General features: G+C 38.4%; 12 protein-coding genes and 1 pseudogene. 4 read left to right on the forward strand and 9 right to left on the reverse strand.

Annotated elements, in window-relative coordinates; genetic code table 11:
• The first annotated feature begins 81 nt into the window (after positions 1–81).
• Positions 82–537, forward strand: coding sequence for a nucleoside deaminase (locus Q0X89_RS12865; protein WP_297694859.1), 456 nt, complete (start codon positions 82–84; stop codon positions 535–537).
• A 58-nt stretch (positions 538–595) separates the two neighbouring features.
• On the opposite strand, the gene Q0X89_RS12870 is transcribed toward Q0X89_RS12865, so the two are convergent.
• The 4 genes from Q0X89_RS12870 to aspS all read right to left on the reverse strand — a co-directional run bounded on the left by Q0X89_RS12870 (position 596) and on the right by aspS (position 4,741).
• On the reverse strand, positions 596–790 hold the full coding sequence (locus tag Q0X89_RS12870) for a cold-shock protein (RefSeq protein WP_019671237.1): 195 nt from the start codon (positions 788–790) through the stop codon (positions 596–598).
• 90 nt (positions 791–880) lie between these two features.
• Positions 881–1,144: a hypothetical protein gene (locus tag Q0X89_RS12875; RefSeq protein WP_297694807.1), complete on the reverse strand. Its 264-nt coding sequence runs from the start codon at positions 1,142–1,144 to the stop codon at positions 881–883.
• A complete protein-coding gene (locus Q0X89_RS12880; RefSeq protein WP_297694809.1) occupies positions 1,134–2,930 on the reverse strand; it encodes a chloride channel protein in 1,797 nt (598 codons plus the stop codon). Before Q0X89_RS12880 ends, Q0X89_RS12875 begins: the two co-directional genes overlap by 11 nt.
• Before the next feature lie 56 nt (positions 2,931–2,986).
• On the reverse strand, positions 2,987–4,741 hold the full coding sequence (gene aspS, locus Q0X89_RS12885; protein WP_297694811.1) for an aspartate--tRNA ligase: 1,755 nt from the start codon (positions 4,739–4,741) through the stop codon (positions 2,987–2,989).
• A gap of 193 nt (positions 4,742–4,934) precedes the next feature.
• Between aspS and Q0X89_RS12890 the strand changes: the two genes are divergently transcribed.
• Together Q0X89_RS12890 and Q0X89_RS12895 are read left to right on the forward strand one after the other, a co-directional pair.
• A complete protein-coding gene (locus tag Q0X89_RS12890) occupies positions 4,935–7,865 on the forward strand; it encodes a SusC/RagA family TonB-linked outer membrane protein (protein WP_297694813.1) in 2,931 nt (976 codons plus the stop codon).
• 10 nt (positions 7,866–7,875) lie between these two features.
• Complete coding sequence (locus Q0X89_RS12895) at positions 7,876–9,207, forward strand: RagB/SusD family nutrient uptake outer membrane protein (protein WP_297694815.1); 1,332 nt, start codon at positions 7,876–7,878, stop codon at positions 9,205–9,207.
• Between the two features lie 75 nt (positions 9,208–9,282).
• On the opposite strand, the gene Q0X89_RS12900 is transcribed toward Q0X89_RS12895, so the two are convergent.
• The 4 genes and pseudogenes from Q0X89_RS12900 to Q0X89_RS12915 form a co-directional block, all read right to left on the reverse strand.
• Positions 9,283–12,789, reverse strand: a complete 3,507-nt coding sequence (locus Q0X89_RS12900; RefSeq protein WP_297694817.1) for an efflux RND transporter permease subunit — start codon at positions 12,787–12,789, stop codon at positions 9,283–9,285.
• A gap of 4 nt (positions 12,790–12,793) precedes the next feature.
• A complete protein-coding gene (locus tag Q0X89_RS12905) occupies positions 12,794–13,963 on the reverse strand; it encodes an efflux RND transporter periplasmic adaptor subunit (protein ID WP_297694819.1) in 1,170 nt (389 codons plus the stop codon).
• Positions 13,964–13,988: 25 nt separating this feature from the next.
• Positions 13,989–15,298, reverse strand: a pseudogene (locus Q0X89_RS12910) (TolC family protein).
• Positions 15,299–15,904: a TetR/AcrR family transcriptional regulator gene (locus Q0X89_RS12915; RefSeq protein ID WP_297694861.1), complete on the reverse strand. Its 606-nt coding sequence runs from the start codon at positions 15,902–15,904 to the stop codon at positions 15,299–15,301.
• 163 nt (positions 15,905–16,067) lie between these two features.
• On the opposite strand from Q0X89_RS12915, the gene Q0X89_RS12920 reads away from it, so the two are divergent.
• Entirely contained in the window at positions 16,068–17,042 is a 975-nt protein-coding gene (locus Q0X89_RS12920; RefSeq protein ID WP_297694821.1) for a polyprenyl synthetase family protein, read from the forward strand.
• On the opposite strand, the gene Q0X89_RS12925 is transcribed toward Q0X89_RS12920, so the two are convergent.
• Positions 17,039–18,184 (reverse strand): lycopene cyclase family protein, encoded by a 1,146-nt coding sequence (locus tag Q0X89_RS12925; protein WP_297694823.1) that lies wholly within the window; start codon positions 18,182–18,184, stop codon positions 17,039–17,041. The two genes, Q0X89_RS12920 and Q0X89_RS12925, sit on opposite strands and share 4 nt — an antisense overlap.
• Between the last annotated feature and the right edge of the window lie 26 nt (positions 18,185–18,210).

An 18,210-nucleotide genomic window follows, 5' to 3' on the forward strand; every position in this document is an offset into this window, starting at 1 on the left:
CAATAGTTTCATAAGAAGTAGCAAATGTACATTAATTCATTTTTTTGTTATAACCAGATCTATACCTATTATTGTACTATTATGTCTTTTGATCTTAAATATGACGATGCCTATTTTATGAAAAGGGCATTACAGGAAGCAGAAACTGCTTTTGAGAAAGGAGAGGTACCCATTGGAGCAGTAATTGTAGTACAGGATAGAATAATTGCAAGGGCGCACAATTTAACCGAGCAACTTCACGATGTAACGGCTCATGCAGAAATGCAGGCTATTACAGCGGCCGCTAACTTTCTGGGAGGCAAATATCTGCAAAATTGTACCTTATATGTAACCCTGGAACCTTGTCAAATGTGTGCTGGAGCACTTTTTTGGAGTCAAATTTCAAAAGTTGTTTTTGGGGCTTATGATCCGCAAAGGGGTTTTTCTGTTTCAGGCGGGCAATTACATCCGAAAGCTTCAATAACCGGAGGCATTATGGAAGAGGAGTGTTCAGAACTGTTAAAACGATTTTTTATTCTGAAACGAAGGTTAAATTAAGGGCAAAAAAAATCCCCGAAATAGATTCGGGGATGGTTCAATTCAAAATAAAATATTGTTATCCGATTACCTGCACTTGTGCGGCAACCATGCCCTTTCTTCCTTCTTCTTCTTGGTATTCTACTTTGTCGCCTTCGTTTAGTTCCACTCCGTTCAATGCTGTTGCATGAACAAAGATGTCTTTCCCGGTGTCGTCGTTGGTAATAAACCCGTATCCTTTGGATTCATTGAAAAATTTTACAGTTCCTGTCATTAAAATAAGTATTAAAATAAAAAAATTACCCTACTAAAGTATGATTTTTTGGGCAGACCTCTTTAAAGAAAAGGTAAAATTTGACCAAATTTATTGATTTTCAGTCTTTTTGGGAAGTTTGCCTTGCATTTTACGAATATTTTCTTCGGTAAGCATATAATCCTTTACTTTCCTGCTTTTGCTCTCTTTTATGAGAAATAAGGGCATAGCTATTAAAAATAGTCCAACCGTCCCAAAACCAATGAATTTATTGGCAATTTGCGATTGATCTTCCCCTAGGGTAAAGCCATAAATGATAGCCCCTAACGAGGCCAAAACAATTACCAGAACAATATGTTTTAATTTAATTCGCATCTTCTTGTGTAAAGTTAATCAACTTCCTTCTATATGCGGTCAGCAACTTGGATTTTGAAATAAATCCTGAATATTTCCCATTTTTTATAACAGGCAGGTTCCAGGCATTACTATCCTGAAATTTTTGCATTACCTTCTTCATGGAGTCCGTTTCATAAAATATTAGCTCAGGCGCATTGTGCATAAAGGATTCGACACTTATTTTCTCATACATTGATGTGTCGAACATAAATTCACGAATATCATCTAATGATACGATCCCAACAAGCGCGTCATTTGCGTCTATTACGGGAAATATATTTCTTGTAGATTTTGCAACTGTTTTATGTACAAGCTCACCCAACGTCATATCCTGCCTAATAGTTTTAAAATCCCGCTCAATAATATCATCGAGCTGCATTAAGGTAAGAACGGCTTGATCTTTATCATGCGTAATTAATGCGCCCTGTTCAGCTAATTCTCTGGTATATATGGTATAATCAATTGCATTTTTTGTCAGAAGAAAAGATATTGCTGAGGTAATCATTAAAGGAACAAAAAGCTCATAGCCTCCGGTTATTTCAGCAATTAAAAAGATGGCGGTTAAGGGTGCCTGAAGCACACCTGCAATAAGCCCTGCCATCCCAATCAGCGTAAAATTACTCTCATTTACAGAAAGCCCAAGGCCTAAGTTGTTTATTACTTTGGCAACAACATTACCCAGGGCACTTCCCATTACCATAGTAGGGATAAATATACCTCCCGAACCACCCGCTGCAAAAGTGGTAGTCATTGCCACAGCTTTGAAAATTGTAATCCCAAATAAGAGGGCTATTACTACCCATATGTTATTTGTATAGCTATCAAAAGGTGTTTTGCCCAAAGCAATAGCATGTTCGCCATGCAACAAGTTATTTATAAAACCAAAACCTTCCCCGTAGAGAGGGGGAATAAAATAGAGCATAATTCCAATGGCTAATCCGCCAACCAGTAATTTATATTTAGGACTTTTAAATCTTTCAAAGAAGGCTAGTATTCCAAAATACATTTTTGTAAAATAAATAGATGCGATTGCGGTACCTACACCCAAAACGATATAAAAAAAGGTGTCTTTTATTTCAAATTTTTCAGTTATTGAAAAACTAAATAGCGATTCATCACCAAGAAAGAAGTACGAGGTCAGAACCCCCGAAATAGATGCCAGTAATAATGGAAGCATTGAGATCATGGTCAGGTCAAGGCTAAAAACTTCTACAGCAAAAATTATGGCTGCTATGGGAGACTGAAATATTGAAGCAATGGCTCCCGCAGAGGCGCAGGCTATAAGTAGGGACCTTGTTTTGGCATTAATATGTAATAATCTCGCGACATTTGAACTTATTGCTGCTCCCGAAGCTACGGCAGGGCCCAAAAGACCAACTGAACCCCCAAAACCAACGGTCAATGGAGCTGTAACCAGGGGTAAATATATTTTCTTCACCCCAATTATTCCTTTCTTTTTAGACAGTGCAAAAAGTATAGAGGAAATTGCATGCTCCAATTTTTCTTTATGCACAAACTTTACATATAGATAAACAAGGGTAAGACCAATAATTGGTGTGATAAAATAGAGTTGATTGTTTGAAAAAACAATTCCCTTTTCCAGAAGAGATTCTATGAAGTAGGTAATATTTTTAAGGGTAACAGCCGCAAGTCCGGCCAAAAATCCTACAACCACGCTCATCAGTTGTGTAAAGGTTTTATTGGAAATATGTTTATACCTCCACTTAAGAAACCTGGTAAACAAGCGTGTAATACGGTTGGGCATTATTAGATTATACGTTTAAAGGTATTAAAAAATGCTACCTTTAAAAGGGATTAAAGCTAAGATTGAATATCTAATTTTAAACTCAGTTCCTTCAATTGCTTCTCATCAATAGATGCAGGCGCATCAATCATTACATCCCTTCCACTATTGTTTTTTGGAAATGCTATAAAATCACGGATAGTCTCCTGTCCTCCTAAAATGGCAACCAGTCTGTCTAAACCAAATGCAATTCCTCCATGCGGTGGAGCGCCATACTGAAAGGCATCCATTAAAAAGCCGAATTGTTCTTTAGCTTCTTCCGGACTAAAACCCAGATGTTTAAACATGGTAGCCTGCATTTCTTTATCATGAATTCGTATGGATCCACCACCAATTTCATTTCCATTTAAAACCAAATCATAGGCATTAGCCCTTACCGCAGCCGGATCAGTTTCCAGCAATTCTAACTGCCCGGGTTTTGGAGAAGTAAATGGGTGATGCATTGCATGGTAATTGCCCGTTTCTTCATCCAACTCCAGCAATGGAAAATCTACGACCCATAAAGGGGCAAATTCTTTCGGGTTTCTAAGGCCCAGGCGTTCTGCCAATTCCATGCGCAATGCACTTAACTGAGTTCTTGTTTCATCCGCATTGCCCGATAGGATACATATAAGATCTCCTGGTTTTGCACCGGTCCGCTGAGCCCATTTGGAAAGGTCTTCCTGTTCGTAGAATTTATCAACAGAAGATTTATAACTTCCGTCTTCATTGCATTTAACATATACCATGCCTTTTGCTCCTATTTGCGGACGGCGTATCCATTCTATCAATTTATCTATTTCCTTTCTCGTATAGGATGCACCACCGGGTACTGCAAGCCCAACAACCAATTCAGCGGAATTAAAAACATTAAAATCTCTGTTTTGCGCTATATCATTTAATTCGCCAAACTCCATTCCGAATCGGATATCCGGTTTATCATTGCCATATTTTCGCATGGCTTCGTCATATGTCAGTCTGGGGAATTCTCCGGTTTCTACACCATTTATTTCAAGTAACAAATGCCTGGTAAGTCCTTCAAAAGCATTTAAAATATCATCCTGTTCCACAAAAGCCATTTCGCAATCTATCTGTGTAAATTCAGGCTGTCTGTCTGCACGCAGATCCTCGTCCCTGAAACATTTTACAATCTGAAAATATTTATCCAGACCACCTACCATGAGTAGTTGTTTAAAGGTTTGAGGAGACTGTGGTAACGCATAAAACTGGCCCTCATTCATCCTGCTTGGCACAACAAAATCGCGCGCACCTTCCGGAGTAGATTTTATTAAATATGGGGTTTCAACTTCTATAAAGCCCTGTTGGGTAAGGTAATTCCTGACCTCCAGGGTAACTTTACTACGGAAAATGAGATTTTCTTTTACCGGATTTCTTCGAATATCCAGATAGCGATATTTCATCCTCAGATCTTCTCCACCATCCGTTTTATCTTCAATAGTAAATGGAGGGACTAAAGATTCGTTCAGGACATGAATTTTAGAAACTAAGATTTCAATATCACCGGTTGGGATATTCGGGTTTTTTGAACTTCTTTCAATAACTGTTCCCTCTACCTGCAAAACAAATTCGCGACCTAAATTCCTTGCTTTTTCGAATATTTCAGGATCACTCCTTTCTTCATCAAAAACCAATTGTGTTATGCCGTAGCGATCTCGTAGATCTACCCAGACTACAAATCCTTTGTCCCTGGTTTTCTGCACCCAACCAGATAAAGTAACTTCTTTATTGATGTGTGATGACCTTAATTCACCACAAGTATGACTCCTGTACATTTTTAGTGCCTTGTTTTACCGCCGCAAATGTAAGAAGATATGCGTGTATGTGATACTCCTGAAACATGTTTTCTGGCATATTCTGAACTTTTACAAGGGCGGTGTTGTTAAAAAAACCTTAAAAAAAATTTTGTATGCAGCTAATCTTCATTACCTTGGAAAGAACAATAGCTAATTCTAAATACTACTGAACATGAAAAAAACTGTACTTAACAAGGTATTCCTGTGGCTTTTACTTGCGCTGCCAGTCCTGGCATTTTCGCAGGCTACGGTCAGCGGGTATATCCAGGATGAATTGGATGGATCTCCCTTACCCGGGGTAAACGTTGTAATAAAAGGGACCAATACGGGAACTACGAGCGATTTTGATGGTAAATATGAAATAACCGTCAACAGTTTTCCGGCTACCTTGGTTTTTTCCTCTTTGGGATTTGAAACCAGGGAAATTCAGGTTACTGATGCAACAACATTGGATGTCGTTTTAGTTGAATCGGCAACCGGTCTGGACGAGGTAGTTATTACCGGTTTAGCAACTTCGGTAAAACGTCAAAACTTGGCGAATGCGGTTTCCACTGTTTCTTCTCAGGAATTGGTGGGCACAACAAGTCAGTCTACTGTAGACGGGGCCCTATATGGTAAAGTGCCGGGGGTAAACATAACAGCATCTTCGGGAGCTCCCGGTGGTGGTTTTGCCTTAAGACTAAGGGGTGTTTCTTCTATAAATGGAAACAACCAGCCTTTGATTATTGTAGACGGTGTTTATTATAACAATGTAGAGATACCCTCCGGATTAAGATTTGCCTCAGGTGCAAATAGAGGGAATGAAGAAAATTCCAGTAACCGTTTAGCAGATCTGGATCCAAACGATATTCAGAATATCGAAGTTTTAAAAGGATCTTCTGCAGCGGCAATTTATGGACAAAGAGGAAATGCAGGGGTAATAATAATAACTACAAAACGAGGGAAAACTGGGAAAACAAAAATCAGTTTTAGCCAGGATTTAGGTAGTAATAAAATTGCTAATCCTTTGGGAATAAGACCCTGGACAGCAGATTCTGTGGAGGCGACATTTGACGCAGGCGAAAGAGACAAATATAATGCAACCATTGCCGAACGGGGCAGCCTTTATAATTTTGAAGACATTATCTATGGAGAAACCGGGTTTATTACAGAAACAAGGTTGAATGCAACCGGTGGCGATGAAAGAACCAAGTTCTATGTAGGAGGTGCTTACAGAGACGAGGATGGAATTATTAAAAATACCGGGTTTGATCGTCTCTCACTTCGTACAAACATAGAACACAAAATTTCTAATGTTTTTGATTTTACATCTACTACCAATTACACCAGAAGTAATTCTAGCCGGAGTTTTACCGGTAATGAGAATGAAGGTGGACTTAGTTATGGGTATACTTTGGCTTTCACCCGGCCATGGAATAATTTGTTTCCTGATGCCAATGGTAACTATCCGAATAACCCCAATTATCCTGGGAATCCAATTTTTGTGAGAGACAATGCAAGAAACGATGATACTAACAACCGGATAGTTCAGGGACTGGCCTTAAACACCAATATCTTAACAACCGATGTTAACCGCGTAAAGTTAGTTTTAAGTGGTGGATTTGATTATTTGGCTAACGAGACTAATGTTTATGTTCCCGAAACACATCAAGCACAAATTGGTGGTCAAGGGGGTTTTGTTGCCGTAGGAAAGAATAACTTTACACAGTTTAATACACAAGCCATAGGGGTATGGGATCATGATGCTATGGGAGGCGACCTGGGTTTAACTACACAAGTAGGTGTAACGTATCTGAGCCAGGAGTCTAACTTGGTTAATAGCAGGGGTTCACTTCTTGCAGCAGGACAAACAAGCGTAGATCAATCCGTCAACCAGGTTATAGATCAGAATAGGACAGAAGAGGAAGATTTTGGATTCTTTGCGCAGGTGGAAGGAAACTATAGGGATCAGTTTATTGCCACTTTAGGATATCGTATGGATAAATCCAGCAGAAATGGAGATCCAAATAAATTCTATGGCTTTCCAAAAGCGTCTTTGGCCGTAAACTTTAATAATTTTGATTTTTGGAGCAGTGAAGCTATAAGCCAACTAAAGCTTAGAATTGCTTATGGTGAAACAGGTAACCCGGCCGGTTTTGGAGCCACTTTTACGAGCTTTGGAGCAAATAATATTGGCGGCAATATCGGACAATCGGTTTTAGCGGCTAAGGGCGACCCGGATGTAGAACCGGAAACTGCTAAGGAAATTGAAATGGGATTTGACATGGGTTTCCTCCAAAATCGTATTACTTTCGAGGCCACATATTATAATAAACAAGTTAAGGATTTAATACTAACGAGAGCACTTCCTTCCTCAACTGGATTTACTCAGGAAACGACAAATCTTGCGGACCTTAGGAACAGCGGGGTAGAATTGGGCTTTAGATGGGATGTTATCAGTAACCGGAACGTTTTATGGAATACAGGGATTCTATTTTATCTGAACCGATCTGAAATTACCCGTTTAGATGTACCGGCCTTTCCCCAACCCGGAGCGGGTTTTGGGCTAGGTTTGGGAACCTTCTTTATTGAAGAAGGAAAACCGGTAACCCAATTAGTTGGAAATATAGACGGCGTGCAAACACAAGTTGGAAATGTTGAGCCTGATTTTCAGATGGCTTTCAGTAATAACCTGACATTGTTTAGGCAGTTTGATGTATCGTTTCTTCTTCAATGGAAACAGGGTGGTGAGAACCTCAACCTTTCTACTTTCCTGACAGATTTGGGGGGCGTGACCCCGGATTTGGAAACTCCTGAAGGTCAGGCAAGATTAGCCACACCTGCAAATGCATTGCGATTTGTAGAACCGGCTGGTTATGTTCGCTTAAGGGAAGCCGCAGTCTATTATAGACTGCCAACCGAAACTGTGAACGATATTTTTGGTGAAACCGTGGAGGGAGTAAAATTTGGATTCTCAGGTAGAAATATTTTTACCATAACAGATTATAGTAGTTATGATCCTGAAGTGTCCGTTAATGGTGGTGCCGGACTTTCCAGTGGAATAGAGGTAACTCCATTTCCGAGTTCAAGGCAATTCTACTTTCACTTGAATGTTAACTTTTAAAAAATTGACGATGAAAAATATTATCAAAAAGATAACTACGTTAGCATGGACCTGTACTATTTTAGTAATAGTGTACTCATGCACAATTGATGAAGTACAAGATCCCGACGGACCCAGTGTCAGTGGAGTTCAACAAAATGCTTCAAAAGGACAATTGAACGAACTGGTAGTAGGCATAGAATCTACAATCAGGGATGGTTTGGGTGTTGAAGTTACGGCCAGTGGTACAATGGCGCGGGAACTTTATTTATTTGATGCAGATCCTCGTAATACCGGAGATCTTCTGGGAAAAGACGGGATTGGCTTAGACAATAATTCGTTTTACAGCACGCAACAATGGAATGGTAGTTACCGTGCTACAAAGAATGCCAATTTGTTGATAGAAGCTGCCTCTAACACGGAATTTGTTACGGATGCCGAATCTAATGGATATATTGGGTTTGCAAAAACAATGCAGGCTTATGAGTTAATCCAGGTTTTAAAATCCTATGACAGGGCCAGATTAGATGTAGCAGACCCGGACAATCTGGGTCCAATATTAGATTTTAACGAGGCATTATCTCAAATACGTGCATTGTTAGACGAGGCCCAGGGAAATCTTTCAAGTGCCGGTGGTAGTTTTGCATTTCCATTGAGTACCGGTTTTAGCGGATTCGACACTCCTGCTACTTTTGCTCAGTTTAACAGAGCTATAGCAGCGTTGGCTGCTGTTTATGCTGGTGATGGCACATCTGCGTTAACCGCACTTACCGGTTCTTATTTTGATATTGGTGGTGCTTTAGATCTGGGTCCCAACCATATTTTTGGCCTGGGTGGGGGAGACCAGGCAAATCCTATTTTCAGGGTTCCATCAACACCAGAAAATGTAAACAACGGGGATCAGATTATTGTGCATGATAGTTGGATTAATGAAGCTGAAGCAGGCGATACTCGTGTAGCAACAAAGGCCGCTCCAAGACCGGATCCAAGTTCCCAGGATGGGCTAACAGGAACACATGAAACGCGTTTATATGCTACAAATGTATCAGATGTTGAAATCCTTCGGAACGAGGAGTTGATACTGCTATATGCAGAAGCAAGTATTTTGGCAAATAATCTGCAGGATGCCGAAGATGCTTTGAATACCATACGTAATTCAGCATCTCTACCAAATTATGCAGGAGCGCAAACAGCAGATGATCTTACTACAGAACTATTGAATCAAAGAAGATATTCTTTATGGTCTGAAAACCACAGGATGTTTGATCTAAGACGGTATGGATTATCCAGTACCTTACCTGTAGACAGGCCCGGAGATCAGGTATACAATGTTTTGCCAATACCACTTTCAGAAAATGAATAGGCTGTATTATTAAATTAAACACTTCAAAAAGCCCCGCATTATGCGGGGCTTTTTTATTGAATAATACTTATGGTATTAGGCAGCAATTTCGAGGTCTTTCTTTTTTAAAGGTCTTTTTTTAGTTCCTCCTTTGAGTTTAATCTTTATTCTATACACGATATTAAATAGTACAGGGACTATAATAAGTGTAAGGAAGGTAGCCACAATTAATCCAAAAATAACGGTCCAGGCCAGGGGTCCCCAAAAAATCACATTGTCTCCACCAATATAAATTTTAGGGTCAAACTCGGTAAAAAGCGAAAAGAAATCAAGATTCAGTCCAATGGCCAAAGGAATGAGCCCCAGGACCGTAGTTATTGCGGTTAGCAATACGGGCCTCATCCTGGCTTTTCCACTTTTGACAATTAATTCTGTGACTTGTTCCCGGGATAGGAGATCTTTATCGTCCATGCCTAATGACACCTTTTTACGATCTATAAGAATTTGGGTATAATCCAGAAGGACCACACCATTATTAACAACGATACCGGCCAGGGATATTATGCCCATCATAGTCATCATAATAACAAAAGGCCATCCGGTTATCATTAATCCACCAAAAACTCCAATAAAACTTAAAAAGATGGCTGTCATTATAATAGCTGGTTTTGAAATACCTCCAAACTGGAAGATAAGGATTAACATTATTAAACCAAGTCCGGAAAAGAAAGCACCAACCAAAAAATTCATTTGTTTGTTTTGCTCTTCTATTTGCCCTGTATAGTCAATTTTTACATCAGCAGGAATACCGGTATATTCTTCCATTTCCTTTTTTATCTCCGCTACAATAGCCCCGGCATCTGTAAATCCGGGCCTAAGTCCGGAATATAGAGTAACAACACGTTTGGTGTCCCTGTGTTTAATGGCACTGAAGCTGGATGTATTTCTTTGAGATGCCACTGCAGAAACCGGAACTTCCTTAATGCGACCTGTTGCCTGGTCCCTGAAAATTATGTTCTGATTAAATAAAGCACTGGTGTTATATCTGAGATCCTTATTAAAACGAACATTAATGTCATAATCTTCGCCACCTGACTTATAAATACCGGCTTTGTCTCCAAACAGAGAACGTCTTAACTGCAAGCCCACTTGTCCGACAGATACGCCAAGTTCACCGGCTTTTTCCCGATCTACAGTAACTTGCATACTCGGCTTCCCGGTATTAACATCGATCTTTAATTCTTCAATGCCTTCTATATTTTTAGAATTAAGGAAATTGCGCATTTGCTCGGCTGTATTTATTAAAACGTTGTAATCCTTCCCTTCAATTTCAATATTTATTGGATACCCCGAAGGGGGAGCAACCTGATCTTTTTCAACAGAAATAGCAATCCCCGGATAAATACCCTTTAGTCCATCCTGAATTTCTTTGCGAAGCTCTTCAGTATCTCTGCCATTTCTAAATTTATACTCCTCCATAGAAATAGTTATTTTACCTCTATGGGGCATTTCTGCTGCTGATCCTCCCTCGGTAAACGGATTTTCTGCGCCTTTACCTACTTGTGAAACACTTGATGCAACAAGTAAATTATTTTCACCATCCATATATTTAGGATCGTCTGCAATGGCGTAAACTCTTTTTTCAATATTTTTAGTAATCTCATTAGTTTTTTCTATCGCCGTACCCTGAGGATATTCTATATAGACGTAAATCTCATTAGGGACATTATCAGGGAAAAACTCCACTTTTGTACGGCCACTTCCAAGTGATATACCAAAAGCAATAAAGGCCACTATCAATAAGAATACTGTAAAACCAAAAAAAGCATACACATTTCTTCCCCTCAGAGCAGTTCTCAACTGATTTTCATACCAATTTTCAAATCGGGACAGGTATTTTTTCTGAAATTTTGAAGCCGCTTTTTTAAGCCCGTACTTATATATCCAAAATAAGATTGCCACTACAATCATGAGGGAGCCCAAGCCACGAACAGCTCCACCAAATATGAGGATAAATAGTCCAAACCCACCAAGGACAATACTGAGTCTAATTAGCTGTTTTCTTGTAAGTTCTTTATCTCCTACCTCCATAAAGCTAGACACTAACATGGAGTTCATAAAAATTGCCACAAATAATGAAGAGCCAAGGACGACTGATAAGGTTATTGGGAAATAGATCATAAATTCCCCAAAAAGACCCGGCCAAAGTCCTAGTGGCACAAAGGCAGCCACTGTTGTGGCAGTAGATATAATTATTGGAAAAGCAATTTCACCAATACCTTTTTTGGCCGCCTCAATACGAGGCATACCTTCTTCTTCAATTAGCCTGTAAACATTTTCAACAACCACAATACCATTGTCTACCAGCATGCCCAGTCCCATTATTAGCCCGAACAAGATCATGGTATTTAAAGTATAACCCATGGTAGATAATATCATGAAAGACATGAACATAGACATAGGGATTGCAAACCCTACAAAGAGTGCGTTGCGGAAACCTAAAAAGAACATTAAAACGGTTACCACCAGTATGATCCCAAAAATAATATTGTTCACCAGGTCGTCAACCTGATTTAACGTTCGGTTTGAGGAATCATTGGCGATACTAACCTGCAAGTCTGCCGGGAAATAATTCTCCTTAGATTCTTTTACAATTTCCTTTATGCGATCCGCTGCGGTAATGGCGTTTTTACCTGCTCTTTTTTTAATATCGAGCATAACCACACTTTTACCGCGTTCTCTGGCATAGGTTATTTTTTCTTCTTCCTTGAAAGAAACTTCAGCAATATCTTTTAGATATACTGCGCCATTATTTTCTGATTTTACAACAAAATCTTCAAGTTCAGTTGGGTTTTCAATTTCTCCTAAAACACGAATTGTACGACGCTGTCCGCTGGTCTTTAAATTTCCCGCAGACATGGTCATATTCCCATTGCTTATGGCTTGTATTACATCGTCAAAACTTACCTTAGCAGCCATCATTTTATAAATATCCACAGCTACTTCTATTTCCTTATCCTGAGCGCCTCTTATATCTACAGCTTTAATCTCCGGTAAATCCTCAATTTCATCTTCCAGGTATTCCCCAAATTCCTTTAATTTATCAACCGGGTAATCCCCTGTGAGGTTAACATTCATTATCGGAAAAGATTCAGATATATTTAAGTCAAAGACATCCGGTTCTACTTTTGCTCCATTGAAAATTGGCCAGTCTTCACTCGCTTTTTCGCTGTCTACCTCATCCTTAACTTTTTGTTTAGCGTTTTCAACGGTTATATCCTCATCAAATTCAACAACAATCATTGAGTAATCTTCCTGGGAGGTAGAGGTAATTTCCACCAGATTACTCACATCCTTTAATCTGTCTTCCAGAGGATCTGTAAGCAACCGTTCAATATCTTCAGCTGTATTTCCGGGATAAATGGTGCTTATATATATTTTGGTTTCTTTTACTTCAGGAAAGTCTTCTCTGGGCATCGAAAAATAGGAAGATAAACCAATGAACAGAAAGATTGCGATCATTACATAAATGACCGAAGGATTATCAATAGCCCAGGAAGACAACCTAAATTCCTTGTTTATATTTCTCTTTTGCTTACTCATAAGACTATTGAATTATTTTTACTTTCTGATTTTCCCTAACATTGCGAGCACCTTCCATTATTACCTGAACTTCGGTTGCAATACCGGATAATACTTCTACATAGTCTCCCTGCGTAAGACCTGTGCGAATTACCTGTTTTTTAGCTACAGCCATGTTATTAGAATCGACCTCCGTTGCTATATAAACATATTGCTCCCCCTCTGCATTTTCAGATATCAAACTCTGTGGAATTAAAATAGCAGCGTTATTGCTATAATCGTTAATCTGGACACGAGCCGTCAGATTGGGTTTTATAGTATTGTTTTTGTTTGGTACTGCAATTTCCACACGAAAAGATCGGTTGGTTGGATTAATGAAATTTCCTGTTTGCCGAACTGCAGAAGTAATACTATCGCCCAGAACCGGAAAATAGATCTTTACTTCCTTACCTACGGTTACTCCATTAATATAACTTTCAGGGACGTCTACTTCAATGTACATTTCGGAGAGATTTACAATGCGGAATACAGCTTGCCCACTAGCAGGTGAAACAACAGTTCCCTGTTCCTGAATAACATTGTCTATTATTCCAGAGAAAGGAGCTCTGATGTTTGATTTAGCCAACTGGCTTTCTCCTTGTTTAACAGAATTCATAACTGCCTGATAGTTTGTTTCCGCCTGCAGATATTGAATTTCAGATCCAATTTTTTGTTCCCACAGCCTCTTTTGACGTTCAAAGGTAGTTTTTGCAAGCGCAGCCTGAGTTTTGAGCTGTTCAAGTTGACTACTCATTCCACCATCATCTATTGTTGCTAATAGCTGACCTTTTCTGACATTTTGCCCCTCTTTCACATATACTCTAAGCAAGGTTCCGGCCATTTCCGGATAAATCAACACATTTTGTTTGGTCATTACGTTCCCTTGAAGATCGAGATAGTGATTAAACTGCTTTTCTTCTGTTTTAATGGTAGTAACCAGTGCTAATTTTGAGTTGCTATCTTTAATTTTGATAACAGAATCAAGAAGCCTTAGCTCTGCGGTCAATTCTTTTTGTTTTGCAGTGATTTCCTGTTTTTTTAATTTTATCGCTTCCAAATTACCTTCTGCAATCAAAGTTTCAACGGACTCAATGGTTCCATTTCCACAGGATGTTGTCAGTAATGAAATTAATGTTATTATAAGAGCGTTTTTCATCTTATTCGGTTTTATGATTTGAGATTTAATTGTTAAGCACGGTTTCCAATTCTGTTTTTCTATTGATAACTTCCACCATAGCTTCAAGGTAATCCTGCTGCGCGGTATAAAGCTGAATTTGAGCCTGTCTTAATTCAAAACTGGTAGCAAGACCTTCAAAATATTTTATTTGATTTTTCCTTTCAATCCGTTCAGCAAGATTAAGATTGCTTTTTGTAGTTTGATAATCCTCAATTGAAAAAATATAATCGCTTTTAGCCCGTTCAAGCTGCAATCTGATCTGTTCTTCCGTTTCTGTCAATTGCGTTTTAGCCTGGTCATAGGCAATCTTAGCTCTTTGGGTAGATGCACTTCTGTTAAGGGAACTGAATATAGGAATTTTTAGATCGAAACCTAAGACCGATGATCCGAACCACTGCTGTTGACTCTCAAAAAATGAGAATGTATTGCTGAATGCGGAGGCACCATAATTTACAAATGCATTAAGTGTTGGCAAGGCTTTACTTTTGGCAAGCTTTAATTCATAATATCGCTGTTCATTTAAGTTTAGCACCAACTTGTAATCTACATTGTTTTCCATAAAAAATTCCGATTGCAAAAGATCAAAATCAATTTGTCGGTCAACAAGGTTTCGTTTTCAATGGGAAGCCCCATAATTAAATTCAGCATTTGAAGCGTAATGTCTTCAAATCGGATTGAATTTTTTAACGCACTGATAATAGAGGATAATGTAATTTGTAGCTGTTCTACACTCTCTTCATCACCAAGGCCATTTTCAAAGAGTTTTTCTGTTTCAAAAAGATTTTTCTCCAACGTAGCCTTGTTGTTTTCAAGGATAGCAACGGTTTCCTTTGCCAGTAAAACATTTCCATATGCCTCTATAACTGCTTTCCGTATTTCCTGGTCTGTTTTCTCTTTGTTGTTTTGACTGTATCGAAGAAAGGCTTCAGTAGCCTGAACCCCTACAATGTATGACCCGTCAAATATTTGCTGGCGAAGAGTAGCGGTTGCATTAACCTGATTTTGTTGTCCAAATACGACAGGGAGAAAAGATCCCGGTTCTCCCCCTACAATTTCCCCTGGGATAAGAGTTACAGGTTGCTTTAATTGATTTTGGTAGCTAAGATTACCGTCAATTTGGGGTAAACCGGTAGCAATAACTTCCCATTTTTGCTTTTGTGCATCTAATATTTCTCTATCGGCATTAATAACACTGTAGTTATATTCAAGGGCATAGGTAATAGCTTCTTCAAGCGAAAAGCTATTGGGTTGTTCCTGGGAATAAGACCAACCCATAAATAGGAATGCCAAAAAGCTTAAAATTTGAACTTTCATTTAATCTTGATTAGAGTTGATTATATTATTCAGTATTTGTCTTCCTTTGGGAGTTACAATTCCCCTGAGATGATATTCCAGATAGTTGTCCATAAGATCGGCCACGGGAAATTTAGCAACAGGGAACAGTCTGGTATCTTTAATACTTGATACTCCCTGAAAGTATATTCGCGCGACAAATTCAATGTTCAGATTATCTCTGTAAATCCCTTGCTCTATACCTTTTTTTACATTATTAATGACACAACTATGCATCATTTCAAATTGTTTATTTCGAAGGGTATTGAAAATTCTGGGATAGTATTTCTGAAGCTGATACTGAGGAGAGGTTTTCTCATCGTTTAGATGCTCCATTACGAGTCTTTTAATCTCATACAACTCTTCAATAGGGTTCTTTTTTAGTAAACATATTTCATCAATCCCGCAGGAGACAGAATCAAATACATGCATTGTACATGCTTCTACCAGCTTAGTTTTGTTTTCGAAATTAGAATAAATGGTTTTCTTGGAAATACCCATTGCATGAGCAAGGTCGTCCATAGTAACGCTTTTAAACCCCAGATTTAAAAACAGGTCTGTCGCTTTAATCAGTATTTTGTCTTTCATCATCAGGGCCAAATATAAACAGGAAACTATAAAAACATAAAAAGTTTCCAAAGTTTTACATTTTTTTAACAAACCACCTTGTTTACGCCTATTTTGTATACAGGAATTTTATATAAATGTTTTTCAGTGCATGCTTTTAATGTATTTTTGAAAAAAATTCAAAATGCCGAACATAGCGTTTTATAGGGGATGTTTTAATTCCTATCTGGAAAATAAAATCAGAACCAAAGAACCTCGGAATTTATACGATCCCATTGTATATATAATGGATATGGGCGGAAAGAGACTCAGACCAATATTAGCGCTTATTAGTACGGATGTGTTAGGAGGGAACTATGAGGATGCGCTGGATGCTGCCCTTGCAATTGAAGTTTTTCATAATTTTTCCCTCGTACATGATGACATCATGGATGCAGCACCACTAAGAAGAGGAAAAAAAACCGTACACAAAAAATGGGATGTAAATACAGGTATTTTGTCTGGCGACGTCATGCTTATTAATTCCTACCAGTATTTTGAGAGCTATCCGCCAGATTTGTTTAAATCGCTTATAAAAGTATTTAGCAAAACAGCCATTGAGGTTTGTGAAGGTCAGCAATATGATATGGACTATGAATTAAGTGACGATGTCACTATTCCCGATTACCTCAAAATGATAACCTATAAGACAGCCGTTTTAGTTGCTGCAGCCATGAAAATGGGTGCCATAATTGCCAAGTCTTCAGAAGAGTCACAGGATGCAATTTATGAATATGGCATAAATCTTGGCATAGCCTTTCAACTGCAGGATGACTATTTGGACGCGTTCGGCGATCCGGAGAATTTTGGGAAACAGCTAGGGGGTGACATCATAGAAAATAAAAGAACTTTTCTGTATATACGGGCAATGGAATTAGCTACTGAAGAAGAGAGGAGTGAATTGAAAAATCTTTTTTCCATTAAACCTCAGAACCCACATGAAAAAATTGAAACCGTAAAGCACATATTCATTAAAAGTGGTGCGGCCGAAGTTACGCGGAAAGAAATTGAAAAGTATACAAAGCAGGCATTTGAAATACTGGAATCTTTGGAAGCACCGGAAAGCAAGAAAGGGGTACTTCAGCGATTTGGCAATAAACTCATGAACAGAGAAGTTTAAAACAACCTGTTAAATAGTGCCTTTATAAAATAACTTTTAGGGCAACTGGAAATAATCTTAAGATCTTCTCTAATGTTAGTTTTCTCGTCTAAAAATTTAAAAATAAGTTGGGGGCTGCTTCCCTTAAATAGGGACTCAAAAATACGTCTGCCCTTGCTGTTATCCTTATAGAGGATATCTAATAAAAGTAAATCATAATACCAATACCGATCTTTATGAGAGAATGACCAAAGGGGTTTATTCTTTTTAAGAAAAGCCACTAATTCTTTGGTTTTTCTGTTAGTATTCATAAAGGTATATCCCGTACTGGCTTTGGCCCATCCACCTGCTACTCCAATATGTAAAATATTTTCGCTGTTCTTTGCAGAAAAATCATAACAGGTCATTGGAATATTTCCCTTTTCTTTCTCTACTATCTCATATTCAGTACACTTAAGATTTTCTTTGATGTATTTTTTAATTGCATCTTCATACTCTTGTTCATCTAATGTTTCAGCAGAGAACAATGTATACTCAACCAAACCCTCTGTTTCTGAAAAAGGCAAAACATACATGAAACGGGTATTGCCTTTTTGAGGGATCGAAAAATCCATAAAAGTGGCATTTTCGGGATTAAAAATGGGTTTGTCAGATTTAATAAACCATCCTATGAAGTGCTGCTGTAAAACAGGATATTTGGTTTGTTGAAGCAGCAACTTATAATTGAAAATACTATTAAAAACCTTGGTTGCCCTGAAGCCTTCACTTTGGGTGGTTACGTCCACATAATTTTTATGATCTACAACCCCTGTAACCATATCCTGCAAAAAACTAATATTTTTATAAGACTGAATTTTATCAAGAAAGCTATTGTAAAAATCGAGGCCTCGTAACATCTTGTATTTATATGGCGCTATCCTATGATTAACTCCATAATCTTCACTATAAAATTGAATCTGACTCCAACTTTTTGCAATGATTGTATCAAAATCACCTTCATTCTTTTCCCAAAAGCACCAGGTACGATCATTAGTCTTTTTGGCATCCTTGTCAATTAATAATACAGTTTTATCCTTAAAATATGGATCAGTTCCAAGGGCATTAGCCAGCATCAAGCCTGAGGCTCCGGCACCAATTATTATATAGTCGTAGTATTTCTGCACAAATATGAAAAATACCAAAAGTACAA

The sequence above is a fragment of the uncultured Eudoraea sp. genome (assembly GCF_947258525.1).
Lineage (GTDB): Bacteria > Bacteroidota > Bacteroidia > Flavobacteriales > Flavobacteriaceae > Eudoraea.